Origin of the sequence: Phycicoccus sp. DTK01, from assembly GCF_017312765.1 — a bacterium.
Taxonomy (GTDB): domain Bacteria; phylum Actinomycetota; class Actinomycetes; order Actinomycetales; family Dermatophilaceae; genus Phycicoccus; species Phycicoccus jejuensis.
Map to the genome: position 1 here is coordinate 285,250 of NZ_BOPU01000004.1, position 12,807 is coordinate 298,056.

At 71.5% G+C, this 12,807-nt stretch carries 14 protein-coding genes; 1 reads left to right on the plus strand and 13 read right to left on the minus strand.

The window, feature by feature from the left end; translation table 11 throughout:
• Nucleotides 1-7: 7 nt before the first annotated feature.
• Entirely contained in the window at nucleotides 8-2,086 is a 2,079-nt protein-coding gene (locus J3473_RS11380; RefSeq protein ID WP_207023476.1) for a protein meaA, read from the minus strand.
• Nucleotides 2,087-2,191: 105 nt separating this feature from the next.
• A complete protein-coding gene (locus J3473_RS11385) occupies nucleotides 2,192-2,530 on the minus strand; it encodes an STAS domain-containing protein (RefSeq protein ID WP_242525824.1) in 339 nt (112 codons plus the stop codon).
• Between the two features lie 153 nt (nucleotides 2,531-2,683).
• Here J3473_RS11385 and J3473_RS11390 point away from each other — a divergent pair, with 153 nt between their 5' ends.
• Nucleotides 2,684-3,307, plus strand: a complete 624-nt coding sequence (locus J3473_RS11390) for a cob(I)yrinic acid a,c-diamide adenosyltransferase (protein ID WP_030527801.1) — start codon at nucleotides 2,684-2,686, stop codon at nucleotides 3,305-3,307.
• A gap of 2 nt (nucleotides 3,308-3,309) precedes the next feature.
• Here the strand turns inward: J3473_RS11390 and J3473_RS11395 are convergent, their stop codons facing one another.
• The 11 genes from J3473_RS11395 to J3473_RS11445 form a co-directional block, all read right to left on the minus strand.
• Nucleotides 3,310-3,741, minus strand: a complete 432-nt coding sequence (locus J3473_RS11395; RefSeq protein ID WP_030527800.1) for a DUF2550 family protein — start codon at nucleotides 3,739-3,741, stop codon at nucleotides 3,310-3,312.
• Between the two features lie 25 nt (nucleotides 3,742-3,766).
• Nucleotides 3,767-4,033: a F0F1 ATP synthase subunit epsilon gene (locus J3473_RS11400; RefSeq protein WP_030527799.1), complete on the minus strand. Its 267-nt coding sequence runs from the start codon at nucleotides 4,031-4,033 to the stop codon at nucleotides 3,767-3,769.
• Nucleotides 4,030-5,487, minus strand: coding sequence for a F0F1 ATP synthase subunit beta (gene atpD, locus J3473_RS11405; protein WP_030527798.1), 1,458 nt, complete (start codon nucleotides 5,485-5,487; stop codon nucleotides 4,030-4,032). The genes J3473_RS11400 and atpD overlap by 4 nt, the downstream gene beginning before the upstream one ends.
• A gap of 14 nt (nucleotides 5,488-5,501) precedes the next feature.
• Nucleotides 5,502-6,401 carry a F0F1 ATP synthase subunit gamma gene (locus J3473_RS11410; RefSeq protein WP_030527797.1) on the minus strand — a complete coding sequence of 300 codons (900 nt, stop codon included), beginning with the start codon at nucleotides 6,399-6,401 and terminating at the stop codon, nucleotides 5,502-5,504.
• A 36-nt stretch (nucleotides 6,402-6,437) separates the two neighbouring features.
• A complete protein-coding gene (gene atpA, locus J3473_RS11415; protein ID WP_030527796.1) occupies nucleotides 6,438-8,078 on the minus strand; it encodes a F0F1 ATP synthase subunit alpha in 1,641 nt (546 codons plus the stop codon).
• A 78-nt stretch (nucleotides 8,079-8,156) separates the two neighbouring features.
• Nucleotides 8,157-8,969: a F0F1 ATP synthase subunit delta gene (locus J3473_RS11420; RefSeq protein ID WP_030527795.1), complete on the minus strand. Its 813-nt coding sequence runs from the start codon at nucleotides 8,967-8,969 to the stop codon at nucleotides 8,157-8,159.
• The gene (locus tag J3473_RS11425) at nucleotides 8,969-9,553 is read right to left on the minus strand and encodes a F0F1 ATP synthase subunit B (RefSeq protein WP_030527794.1); all 585 of its coding nucleotides are present in this window, start codon (nucleotides 9,551-9,553) and stop codon (nucleotides 8,969-8,971) included. Before J3473_RS11425 ends, J3473_RS11420 begins: the two co-directional genes overlap by 1 nt.
• A gap of 56 nt (nucleotides 9,554-9,609) precedes the next feature.
• Complete coding sequence (gene atpE / locus J3473_RS11430) at nucleotides 9,610-9,831, minus strand: ATP synthase F0 subunit C (protein ID WP_030527793.1); 222 nt, start codon at nucleotides 9,829-9,831, stop codon at nucleotides 9,610-9,612.
• 83 nt (nucleotides 9,832-9,914) lie between these two features.
• Complete coding sequence (atpB, locus tag J3473_RS11435; RefSeq protein WP_030527792.1) at nucleotides 9,915-10,754, minus strand: F0F1 ATP synthase subunit A; 840 nt, start codon at nucleotides 10,752-10,754, stop codon at nucleotides 9,915-9,917.
• 115 nt (nucleotides 10,755-10,869) lie between these two features.
• Nucleotides 10,870-11,325, minus strand: a complete 456-nt coding sequence (locus tag J3473_RS11440; protein ID WP_207023480.1) for a hypothetical protein — start codon at nucleotides 11,323-11,325, stop codon at nucleotides 10,870-10,872.
• Between the two features lie 95 nt (nucleotides 11,326-11,420).
• Nucleotides 11,421-12,806 (minus strand): sugar transferase, encoded by a 1,386-nt coding sequence (locus J3473_RS11445; protein ID WP_207023482.1) that lies wholly within the window; start codon nucleotides 12,804-12,806, stop codon nucleotides 11,421-11,423.
• Between the last annotated feature and the right edge of the window lies 1 nt (nucleotide 12,807).

A 12,807-nucleotide genomic window follows, 5' to 3' on the forward strand; every position in this document is an offset into this window, starting at 1 on the left:
TCCCGGCTCAGGCCGGGGCGGGCGCGTCGCTGTCGGCGGAGAGCGGCGCGAGCCCCCGGGACTCGCGGATGACGTCGACGAAGCGGGCCATGATGTCGTTGAGCCCGAAGTCCTTCGGGGTGAACACCTCGGCCACCCCGAGCGCCTTGAGCCGGGCCGCGTCGGCGTCCGGGATGATCCCGCCGACGATGACCGGCACGTCACCGGCGCCGGCGGCCCGCATCCGCTCGAGGACGTCGGGCACGAGCTCCATGTGCGAGCCGGAGAGGATCGAGAGCCCGACGAGGTGGACGTCCTCGGCGACGGCCGCGCCGACGATCTGCTCGGGCGTCAGCCGGATGCCTTGGTAGACGACCTCGAAGCCGGCGTCCCGGGCCCGGACGGCCACCTGCTCGGCCCCGTTGGAGTGCCCGTCGAGCCCCGGCTTGCCGACGAGGACGCGCAGCCGCTCGCCGAGCTCCTCGCCGGTCGAGCGGACGAGCTCGCGCACCCGCACCAGCTCGGCGCTACCCGCGGCGACCCCGACCGAGCCCGTGACCCCCGTCGGCGCCCGGAACTCGCCGAACACCTCGCGCAGCGCGCCGGCCCACTCCCCCGTCGTCAGCCCGGCCCGTGCGCACTCGAGCGTCGCGGGCACGAGGTTGGTCGACCCGGCCGCGTCCTCGCGCAGGCGGGCGAGGGCGCGCTCGGCCCGCTCGCGCCGTGCGGGGTCGGCGTCCCGCTCCTCGCGCCAGCGCCGCACCGCCTCGACGGCGGCGGCCTCGACCCCGGGGTCGACGGTCTGGATCGCGGTGTCGAGGTCGGCGGTCAGCGGGTTGGGCTCGGTCGACTCGAAGCGGTTGACGCCGATGACGACCTCCTCGCCCGCCTCGATGCGGGCGCGGCGGCGCGCGTGCGACGCGACGAGCTCGGACTTCATGTAGCCGCCCTCGACCGCCGCGACCGCGCCGCCGAGCTCGGCGACCCTCGCCATCTCCTCGCGCGCCCCGGCGAGCAGCTCCTCGACCTTGGCCTCGACGACGACCGACCCCTCGAAGAGGTCCGCGTACTCGAGCAGGTCGGACTCGTAGGCGAGCACCTGCTGGATCCGCAGCGACCACTGCTGGTCCCACGGCCGGGGCAGCCCGAGCGCCTCGTTCCACGCCGGCAGCTGCACGGCGCGGGCCCGCGCGTCCTTGCTCAGGGTGACGGCGAGCATCTCCAGGACGATGCGCTGGACGTTGTTCTCGGGCTGGGCCTCGGTCAGCCCCAGCGAGTTGACCTGCACGCCGTAGCGGAAGCGCCGCTGCTTGGGGTCCTGGACGCCGTAGCGCTCGAGCGTCACCTCGTCCCAGAGCCGGACGAAGGCGCGCATCTTGCACATCTCCTCGACGAACCGCACGCCGGCGTTGACGAAGAACGAGATGCGGGCGACGACCTCGCCGAACCGCTCCGGCGGCACCTGCCCGGAGTCGCGGACGGCGTCGAGGACCGCGATCGCGGTCGACATCGCGTAGGCGACCTCCTGCACCGGCGTCGCCCCGGCCTCCTGGAGGTGGTAGCTGCAGATGTTGATCGGGTTCCACCGCGGGATCTCGGCGACGGTGTGCGCGACGAGGTCGGTGATCAGCCGCATCGAGGGTCCGGGCGGGAACGCGTAGGTCCCCCGCGACAGGTACTCCTTGATGATGTCGTTCTGCGTCGTGCCGGCCAGCGCCCGGACCGCCTCGTCGGGGTCGAGCCCGGCCGCCTCGGCCTGCTCCTCGGCGACCACCTGGTACAGGGCGAGCAGCCACATCGCCGTCGCGTTGATCGTCATCGACGTGTTCATCTCGGCGAGCGGGATGCCGTCGAAGAGCGCCCGCATGTCGCCGACGTGCGACACGGGGACGCCGACCTTGCCGACCTCGCCGCGGGCCAGCGCGTGGTCCGGGTCGTAGCCGGTCTGGGTCGGCAGGTCGAAGGCGACCGACAGGCCGGTCTGGCCCTTCTCGAGGTTGCGCCGGTAGAGCGCGTTGCTCGCCGCCGCGCTCGAGTGGCCGGCGTAGGTGCGCATGACCCACGGGCGGTCGCGCTCGGGGCGCGGGGCGTCGCTGCTCTCGGACATGGCCGGAACGCTAGCCGCGGCCCCCGGAGCCGGGTAGGTCGTCCGGCGGTGAGAGTGCCCACACGTGAGGCACGCCACGGCGACCGGCGTCGCGCCGACCGCCGCTCAGGGCACGGGGACCGGCGGCGCGAGCAGGCCGGGCAGCCGCAGCCGCAGGAGCAGACGGCGGGTGCGGTCGTCGGCGGCCACGACGACGAGGCGCCGACCGGCGCGGTGGGCCCGCCGGTGCGCCTCGAGCAGCAGCCCGAGGGCGCACGCGTCCCCGATGTGCGCCCCCGTGAGGTCGAGGTGGAGCGGGTCCGCGCCCTGGGCGATGACCCGGTGCAGCGCCGACCTGAGGTCGGCGGCGCTGCGGGCGTCGAGGCGCCCCGTCACGGTGATGAGCACACCCTCGTCCCGGGCGTGCTCGGTGATGGTCGCGGTCGGTTCTCCCCGGTCGGCCACGTCCTCCCCCTCTCCACGTCGTCGTGTGCCCCTATCGACCCACGAACCCGCCCCGGTGGCCCAGCGCACACGGTCACGATTCGACAACGACGTCGCCGATGTCACCTAGCGGCCAGCGCCGTGGCCGTGCCGGTCGCCTGCGAGACTGTGCGCATGGTCAACCTCACCCGGATCTGGACCCGGACCGGCGACGACGGCACGACGGCGCTCGGCGACCTCAGCCGCACCCGCAAGACCGACGTGCGCCTGGCCGCCTACGCGGACGTCAACGAGGCGAACGCCGCCCTCGGCGTCGCCATCGCGTGCGGCGGGCTGCCGGTCGAGGTGCGCACCGTCCTGCTGCGCGTGCAGAACGACCTCTTCGACGTCGGCGCCGACCTGTGCACGCCGCTCCAGGAGAGCTACGAGTACCCGCCGCTGCGCGTCAAGGACGAGTGGGTCGCCGAGCTCGAGGCCGACTGCGACACCTGGCTCGCCCCGCTCGAGAAGCTGCGCTCGTTCATCCTGCCCGGCGGCACGCCCGGCTCGGCCTACCTGCACCAGGCGCTCACCGTCGTCCGGCGAGCCGAGCGCTCGACGTGGGCGGCCATCGAGGAGTACGGCACCGAGCCGGGCACCGAGCGCGGCCACGGCGGGGTCAACCCGACGACCGCGCAGTACCTCAACCGGCTCTCGGACCTGCTCTTCGTCCTCGCCCGCACGGCCAACGTCGATGCCGGCGGCGACGTCCTCTGGGCGCCCGGCGGCGGCCGCGAGGCCGACCCCAACGCCCGCTGAGGTCAGGCGACGTTGACGTTGAGTCCGGGCGGGCTCGACTCGAGCCAGGCCCGGACGGCGGTGTAGGCCGCCGGCACGAAGGCGAACTCGCACGAGCGGCCCGCCGCGGTGCCGGTCACGGCCACCGGCTCCGACAGCCCGGGGATGACCTCGGTCGTCGGCTGCGGCGAGCCGAGCTCGACCTCCCCGCGCAGCCAGGAGACCTCGGGCCGCAGCGACGGCCCGACGATGCTGAACCACTCGAAGCGCTCGGCCCCGAGCCGGGCCAGGCCCAGGCGCCAGCGTCCCCCGTCGTCGTCCCGCAGCGCGCAGAGCATGACGGGACGACCGTCCCCGGAGATGAACCGACGGCGCGCCCACACGAAGGTGAGCGCGCCGAGGACGGTGAGGACGACGAGGGCGAGGACGAGCTCGGAGACGACCAGTGCATCCATCCGAAGCCCGTCCCCGCCCGTGTCGTCAGGAACCCATGCCGGCGGCGTCCACCGTCTCGGCGACGATCGTCACGCGGTCGTGGTCGACCGACATGAAGCCGCCGTCGACGACCGCGCTCTTCCAGCCACCGGCGTTGATGCGGACCTCGCCCTCGGCGAGGACGACGAGCATCGGCTGGTGGCCCGGGAGCACGCCGAGGTCACCCTCGGTCGAGCGGGCGCTGACCTGGCTGGCCTCGCCCTCCCAGACCTTGCGGTCCGCGGCGACGAGCTCGACCTGGAGAGCCATCAGAGGTTCTTCTGGATCTCGGCCCACTGGCGCTCGACGTCGTCGAGGCCACCGCACATGAAGAACGCCTGCTCACCGACGTGGTCGAAGTCGCCGTCACAGATCTTGGTGAAGCCCTCGATCGTGTCGGCGAGCGAGACCGTGGAGCCCTCGATGCCGGTGAACTGCTTCGCGACGTAGGTGTTCTGCGACAGGAAGCGCTGGAGGCGACGGGCCCGGTTGACGAGGACCTTGTCCTCCTCGGAGAGCTCGTCGATGCCGAGGATCGCGATGATGTCCTGCAGCTCCTTGTTGCGCTGGAGGATCCCCTTGACGCGCAGCGCGGTGCTGTAGTGGTCCTCGGCGATGTAGCGGCGGTCGAGGATCCGGCTCGTCGAGGTGAGCGGGTCCACGGCCGGGTAGATGCCGAGCGACGCGATCTCGCGCGAGAGCTCGGTCGTCGCGTCGAGGTGCGCGAACGTCGTGGCCGGCGCCGGGTCGGTGTAGTCGTCGGCGGGGACGTAGATCGCCTGCATCGAGGTGATCGAGTGACCACGCGTCGAGGTGATGCGCTCCTGGAGGGTGCCCATCTCGTCGGCGAGGGTCGGCTGGTAGCCCACCGCGGACGGCATGCGGCCGAGGAGGGTCGAGACCTCGGAGCCGGCCTGCGTGAAGCGGAAGATGTTGTCGATGAACAGGAGCACGTCCTGCTTCTGGACGTCGCGGAAGTACTCCGCCATCGTCAGCGCCGACAGGGCGACGCGCAGGCGGGTGCCCGGCGGCTCGTCCATCTGGCCGAAGACCAGGGCGGTCTGGCCGAGGACGCCGGCCTCCTCCATCTCGACCATGAGGTCGTTGCCCTCACGGGTGCGCTCGCCGACACCGGCGAACACCGACACACCACCGTGGTCGCGGGCGACGCGGGCGATCATCTCCTGGATGAGGACGGTCTTGCCGACGCCCGCACCACCGAAGAGGCCGATCTTCCCACCCTGGACGTACGGGGTGAGCAGGTCGATGACCTTGATGCCCGTCTCGAACATCTGGGTCTTGGACTCGAGCTGGTCGAAGGCCGGGGCCTTGCGGTGGATCCCCCAGCGCTCGTTGACCTCGAAGCGCTCGCCCTCGGCGAGGTTCATGACCTCACCGGTCGTGTTGAACACCTTGCCGAGCGTGACGTCGCCGACGGGCACCGTGATGGGGCCGCCGGTGTCCTGCACCGCCGTGCCGCGGACGAGGCCGTCGGTCGGCTGCAGGGAGATGGCGCGGACCATGTTGTCGCCGATGTGCTGGGCGACCTCGAGGTTGAGCGACTTCTTCTCGCCGCCGATCTCGACCTCGGTGGTCAGCAGGTTGTACTGGTCCGGCATGCCGTCGACGGGGAACTCGACGTCGACGACCGGGCCGATGATGCGGGAGATCCGGCCGACCGCGCCGGCGGCGGCGGCCTCGCTGTTCTCGGTGACAGTGGCAGTCATGGTCTCTCTCTCACTCACTTGCTCTCGGCCAGCGCGCTGGCGCCACCGACGATTTCGCTGATCTCTTGGGTGATCTCGGCCTGGCGCGCCTGGTTCGCCAGCCGGGTGTACTTCTTGATGAGCTCCTCGGCGTTGTCCGTCGCCGACTTCATCGCCCGCTGGCGGGCGGCGAGCTCGGAGGCGGCGGCCTGGAGCATGCAGTTGAAGAGCCGCGCGTTGACGTACTTCGGCAGCAGCGCGTCGAGCACCTGGGCGGCCCCCGGCTCGAAGTCGTACAGCGGGAGCAGCTCGTCCGCGGACGGCTTCTCCTCACCCTCGACGACCTCGAGCGGCAGGAGGCGGATGACGTCCGGCTCCTGGGTCACCATCGACACGAAGCGGCTGAAGACGACGTGCACCTCGTCGATGCCGCCCTCGTCGGTCGCCGTCGTGAAGTCGGCGACGAGCCGCTCCCCGACCTCGCGGGCGATCTCGAAGGACGGCTTCTCGGAGAAGCCGCTCCACTCCGCCGCGATCTCGCGGTGGCGGAACTTGTAGAACCCGATCGCCTTGCGGCCGAGGAGGTAGGGCACGACCTCCTTGCCCTCGTCGCGCAGGCGCGCGACGAGGCGCTCGCTCTCCTTGATGACCGAGGAGGAGTACGCACCCGCGAGGCCGCGGTCGGAGGTCATGATGACGACCGCCGCACGCCGCACGTCGGTCTTCTCGGAGGTGAGCGGGTGGTCCTCGGTCGAGAACGTCGCCACCGCCGAGACCGCACGGGTCAGCGCCCGGGCGTACGGCGAGGACTCGCGGACCGCCTCCTGCGCCTTGACGACGCGGGCCGCGGCCATGAGCTCCATGGCCCGGGTGATCTTCTTCGTCGAGCTGACGGCGCGGATGCGCTGCCGGTACTCCCGGATCTGCGCTCCCATGTCATCCCGCCTTTCGTCGTGTCTCGGTGGAGGGCGTCAGCGCTTCTGGCGGACGATCTGCTCCTGGTCGGAGTCCATCGCCTCGCTGCCGTCCTCGCCCTGGTCGTTGACCGGGACCGACTCGGCGCCCGAGCCGTCGAAGAGCTTGGTCTTGAAGGTCTCGACCTCGGCCTCGAGCGCCTGCTCGGTGCTCTCCTCGAACTTCCCCGTCTCGCGGATGGCCGCGAGGAGGTCGCCCTTGGTGCGGCGCAGGTGGTCGAGGAACTCGCCCTCGAAGCGACGCACGTCCTCGACGGCGACGCTGTCGAGCTTGCCGGTCGTGCCCATCCAGATGGAGACGACCTGCTCCTCGACCGGGACCGGCGCGGCCTGGCGCTGCTTGAGGAGCTCGACGAGGCGGGCACCCTTCGCGAGCTGGGCGCGGGAGGCCGGGTCGAGGTCGGACGCGAACATCGCGAAGGCCTCGAGGGCGCGGTACTGCGCGAGGTCGAGCTTGAGGCGACCGGCGACCGACTTCATCGCCTTGATCTGCGCGGCACCACCGACGCGGGAGACGGAGACACCCACGTCGATCGCCGGGCGGACGTTGGCGTTGAACAGGTCGGCCTGGAGGTAGATCTGGCCGTCGGTGATCGAGATGACGTTGGTCGGGATGTACGCCGAGACGTCACCCGCCTTGGTCTCGATGATCGGCAGGCCGGTCATCGAGCCCGCGCCGAGCTCGTCGGAGAGCTTCGCGCAGCGCTCGAGCAGCCGGCTGTGCAGGTAGAAGACGTCACCGGGGTAGGCCTCGCGGCCCGGCGGGCGGCGCAGCAGGAGGGAGACGGCGCGGTAGGCCTCGGCCTGCTTGGACAGGTCGTCGAAGACGATGAGGACGTGCTTGCCCTGGTACATCCAGTGCTGGCCGATGGCCGAGCCGGTGTACGGCGCGAGGTACTTGAAGCCCGCGGAGTCGGAGGCGGGGGCCGCGACGATGGTCGTGTACTCCATCGCGCCGGCGTCCTCGAGGGTGCCGCGCACGGAGGCGATCGTCGAGCCCTTCTGGCCGATGGCGACGTAGATGCAGCGGACCTGCTTCTCCGGGTCGCCGGTCTCCCAGAACTCCTTCTGGTTGATGATCGTGTCGACCGCCACCGTGGTCTTGCCGGTCTGGCGGTCACCGATGATCAGCTGGCGCTGGCCACGCCCGATGGGCGTCATCGCGTCGACGGCCTTGAGGCCGGTCTGCAGCGGCTGGTGGACCGACTTGCGCTGGACGACGGTCGGCGCCTGGAGCTCGAGCGCGCGGCGCTCGTCCGAGGCGATCTCGCCGAGGCCGTCGATGGGGTTGCCGAGCGGGTCGACGACGCGGCCGAGGAACGCGTCCCCGACGGGGACCGAGAGGACCTCGCCGGTCCGCTTGACCTCCTGGCCCTCCTCGATCTTGGAGAAGTCACCGAGGACGACGACGCCGATCTCGTGGACGTCGAGGTTGAGCGCGAGGCCCAGCGTGCCGTCCTCGAACTGCAGCAGCTCGTTGGTCATCGCCGAGGGCAGACCCTCGACGTGCGCGATGCCGTCACCGGCGTCGGTGACGCGGCCGACCTCCTCGCGGGAGGCCGCCCCCGGCTCGTAGGAGCGCACGTAGCTGTCCAGCGCGTCCCGGATCTCGTCCGGACGGATCGAGAGCTCCGTCATGTGTGATCTTCTCCTCGGTCACCGGCCCCTGTGGGCCGCAGTTCGTGTGGTCGTGCGTCTGAAGTTGTCGTGCGGAGGTCAGCTGCCGGTGACGTGCCGGCGCGCCTCGTCGAGGCGGCGCAGCACGGTCCCGTCGACGACCTCGTCGCCGACCTGGACCCGGATGCCGCCCATGACGGCGGGCTCGAGGACCACCTGGAGGGCGACGGCCTTGCCGTAGTGCTTCTCGAGCGCGCTGCGCAGGCGGGCCTGCTGCTGCTCGCTCAGGGCGACGGCGGTCGTCACCAGGGCGGTGAGCTCGTCGCGACGGCGCGAGGCGAGCTCGAGGTAGGCCTCCATGACCCGGTCGAGCCGACGACCGCGCGGCGTGCGCACGGCCTGCTCGACGAGGCGCACCGTCTCGGGGGCGGCCTTGGCGGCCAGCAGCGTCCGGACGAGGCCGGCCTTGCCCTCGGCGTCGGTGTTGCGGCTGGAGAGCGTGTCGCGCAGACCGGGGTCGGCGGCGACGATCCGCTCGAAGCGGAACAGCTCGTCCTCGACCCGGTCGATGCGGCCCGCGGACTCGGCACCCGCGAGGACCGCCTGCACGGCGAGGCTCTCGAGGGTGTCGCCGAGGTCGCGCTCGTCGGCCCACCGCTGGCCCGCCACCGTGGCGACGAGCTCGGCGGTGGAGGCGCCGAGGCGGCTGCCGAAGAGCGAGCGGGCGAGCCCGGCCTTCGCCGAGCCCTCGCGGGAGGGGTCGGCGAGCGCGCGCCGCAGGGACGCGTTGCCCTCGACGACACCGGTCACCGCGAAGAGCTCCTCGGCGAGGGTCCCGGCGTCACCGCCGCGCAGGGCGGTGTCGAGGGCCTCCTGGGAGGCCTTCGCGGCACCGCGGGACGAGCCACGCATCAGGCGTCCTGCCCGGCCGGCGCGACCTTCTCGGGCCGGACCTCGCCGGCCTCGAGCTCCGCGAGGAAGCGGTCGACGATGCCCTTCTGGCGCACCTCGTCCTCGAGGGACTCGCCGACGATCTTGCTCGCGAGGGCGGTCGACAGCGTGCCGACCTCCTGGCGCAGCTGGACCACGGCCTGCTGGCGCTCGGCCTCGACCTGGCGCTTGGCCGACTCGGTGATGCGGGACGCCTCGGCCTGGGCCTGCGCGCGCATCTCCGCGACGATCTGGGCGCCCTGCTCGCGGGCGGACTCGCGGATCGAGTTCGCCTCGGCGCGGGCCTCGGCGAGCTGGGCCGTGTACTGCTCCAGCGCGGCCCGGGCCTCGGCCTGGGCGACCTCGGCCTGCTGCATGCCGCCCTCGATCGCGGCGGCGCGCTCCTCGTAGAGCTCCTCGAGGCGCGGGACGACCTTCGTCTTGTACAGCCAGTACAGGATGCCGAAGGCGATGATGCCGATGATCATCTCGGCGGGGTGGGGCAGCAGCGGGAAGCCCGAGGGGAATCCGGTCTCCTCGGCGGCCACTACGGATGCGGTGAGCACATCGCGTCCTTATCTCGTCGGTTCAGGTCGAGCAGGTGCAGGTCGGTGACCCGACGTCAGTTCGGGTTCGTGCCCTGGAAGACGAAGGCGAAGACGAGACCGAGGATGGCCAGCGCCTCCGTGATCGCCATGCCGGTGAAGGCGATGGTCTGGAGCATGCCGCGGGCCTCGGGCTGACGGGCCACACCGTTGATGTAGGCGGCGAAGATCAGGCCGACACCGATGCCGGGGCCGATCGCGGCGAGACCGTAGCCGAGGTAGGCGATGGAGCCGTACATGTCGTGTGTTCCTTTCGGTGGCGCCGGGCCGGTCCCGACGTCGGGGATGGTGCGGGGGTCGTGCTACCGGACGAGGCCGGGGGTCAGTGGTGCTCGCTCACCGCGTCGCTGATGTAGAGCGCGGCGAGGAGGGTGAAGATGAACGCCTGGAGGAACTCGATGAGGAGCTCGAAGAACGTCATCGCGATCGAGAAGACGAAGGAGAGGACGCCCGAGGCGTTGAGGAAGAGGTTGTCCCCGTGGAGGAGGAGGTACTCGCCGCCGAGGATGAACACGAGGAGCATCAGGTGGCCGGCCAGCATGTTGCCGAAGAGTCGCAGCGCGAGCGTCAGCGGCCGGATCACGAAGTACGTGAGGAACTCCAGCGCGAAGAGGATCGGCTTGAGCCAGCCCGGCAGGCCGGGGGGCACGAGGCTCTTGAAGTAGGGCAGGACTCCGTGCTTCCGGCGGATCGCGACCGTGTGGTAGGTGATGTAGACGATCACCGTGAGCACGAGCGGGATGCCGAGGCGGCTCATCGTCGGGAACTGGATGAACGGGACGATGCCGAAGACGTTGTTCACGAGGATGAGCGTGAAGAGCGTCATGAGCAGCGGGACGAACTGCAGGAAGTCCTTGCTGCCGATGATGTCGCGCCCGATGGTGTTGCGGACGAAGTTGTAGCTGCCCTCGACGAGGAACTGGCTCTTGGTCGGGACGACCGACAGCTTGCGGGTCGCACCGAGGTAGAACCACGCGAGGAGGCCGACCGAGATGAGCAGGACGAGTGCCGGGCGGGTCAGCACCCACGGGCCGGTGCCGTCGAACGGCACGACGGGCCACCAAAAGTTGGCCACGCCGGGGGTCTGGAAGCCCCCCTCGCCTCCTTCGGCGGTCGCGACGGCGGCGGGCAGCCAGCTAGCGGAGACCACGGTCGGGCTCACAGCCTCTCCTCGGGGAATTCACAGGCGCCGACGACGGGCACCCGGGTGGACTGGACGTACGCTACCCGACCGCCGCGAGTGGTCGCGACGGCGGGACCCGCGGTCCCCGGCGCGCTCACGGGCGCTCCTCCGGGTCCGCTGCGGGCTCGTCGTAGACGGGGAAACGAGCGGTGCGCATCGCGCGCCAGGCGAAGGCCTGCCAGGCGATGGTGACGACGAGGGCGGTCACCGCGAGCGCGGTGCCGTCGACCCAGGAGGCGTCACGAAAGACGATGAAGAACACGAGCAGGAGCAGGACCTGCCCGAAGTACACGGCCATCGCGACGGCGAAGAACGCGTGCGGGCTGGCGCTGCGGACGAGCCGGCTGAGCAGGAACATCCCCGAGGCGTAGAAGCCGACGGAGACGGCGAGGCCGAGCAGCGAGCCGACGAAGGCGTCTCCCCCGCGCACGACCGTCAGGACGACCACGGCCACGACGCCGGCGACGGTGGACGGGAGCAGCGCTCCTCGCAGCATCACCGCGAACGGCGCCCCGGCGGGGGCGACGGCGTTCTCGTGGGGGTCGGTCATCCGTGATCGGCCTTGTCGTCGAGGGGTGGAGATCGACTCTCCGTGGACGGCTTGTGAAAGTTATCACAAGCCCCCGGCGAGGCCAAAAGCGCAGGTCAGACGCGCCGGGCGAGGACCACCCAGATGGTTCGCGCGATGATCTCGAGGTCGAGCACCGGGGACCAGTTGACGAGGTACTGCAGGTCGTAGCCGAGCTTGTACTGGGCGTCGGTGTGGTAGCGCCCGTGGATCTGCGCGAGGCCCGTCAGCCCGGGAGGAACCTCGTGGCGACGGGTGTACCCCGCGATCTCCTGGTCGAACCCCGCCGTCAGCTCGGGGCGCTCCGGGCGCGGGCCGACGACGGACATCCGGCCGGTGAGGATGTGGAGGATCTGCGGCAGCTCGTCGGCGCGGGTGGCCCGCACCCAGCGGCAGGCGGGGATGACGCGGGGGTCCGCCGTCCCGCTCGAGAGCTGGGCACCCTCGACCTCGGCGTCGGTGCGCATCGTGCGGAACTTCACCATCTCGAACGTCTCGCCGCCGACGCCGACGCGCGTCTGGCGGTAGAGCAGCGGGCGCCCCGCGACGGCGAGCTGGTGCAGCGCCACTCCCCCGAGCAGCAGCAGCCAGACGGGGGCGGTGGCGACGACGAGGACGAGGTCGAGCAGCCGCTTGAACCGGCGCTGCGAGATGGCCATGGTCTGCGGCATGAGGAGCACGAAGGGCAGGCCTGCGACCTCGCGCAGCCGGTCCAGGCCGAAGAGCGTCTCGCGCCCGCCGACGCGCAGCAGCACCGTGACGTCCTGCTGGTCCAGCCGGCCGATCGTGCGGGGGTACCAGACGTCGAGCCACGCGGCGGTCAGGAGCAGGACGTCCGTCGCCCCCGTGCGCGCCACCACCTCGACGATGCGGTGCGGGTCGTCGACCTCGGCGACGACCTCGAGCCGCGAGTGGTTGTCGACGACGTGCTGGCGGGCCAGCTCGATGTCGGGGCCGAGCCCCGCGAGCACGACGCGCGGAGGACCTTCGCGCCGTGTGCGCATCCAGTGGACGACGCCGCGGTTGACCGCGACGGCGACCCCCGCGAGCGCGATGACCGCCACGAGGTTGAGGATCGGGAACGGCAGGGGCCGGTCGACGATCGACCCCCGCTGGCGCAGCAGGGCGCTGAGCACGAGGTTGAGCAAGGCGACGAAGCTGCCGGCGGCGAGCGAGAGCCGCGCCGCCCGCGGCAGGACCGCCGCTCCCCCGAGCCGGGGCTCGCGCTCGTAGAGCCCGCCGAAGTAGAAGGCCACGAGGAAGATGAGGGAGGAGACGGCGAACGACAGCCCGTAGAGGGCCGTCGGGTACGTCGGCCAGGGCGGCAGCCCGTTGCGCCAGAGCATCGACAGCACCGACAGCAGGAACACGGCCCCGGCGTCGAGCACCATGACGAGCCGGAAGCCCCGGCGGTTGAGCCGGGTCAGCAGGCGCGGTTCGGGGGCCGGGACGGAGTCGGTCACG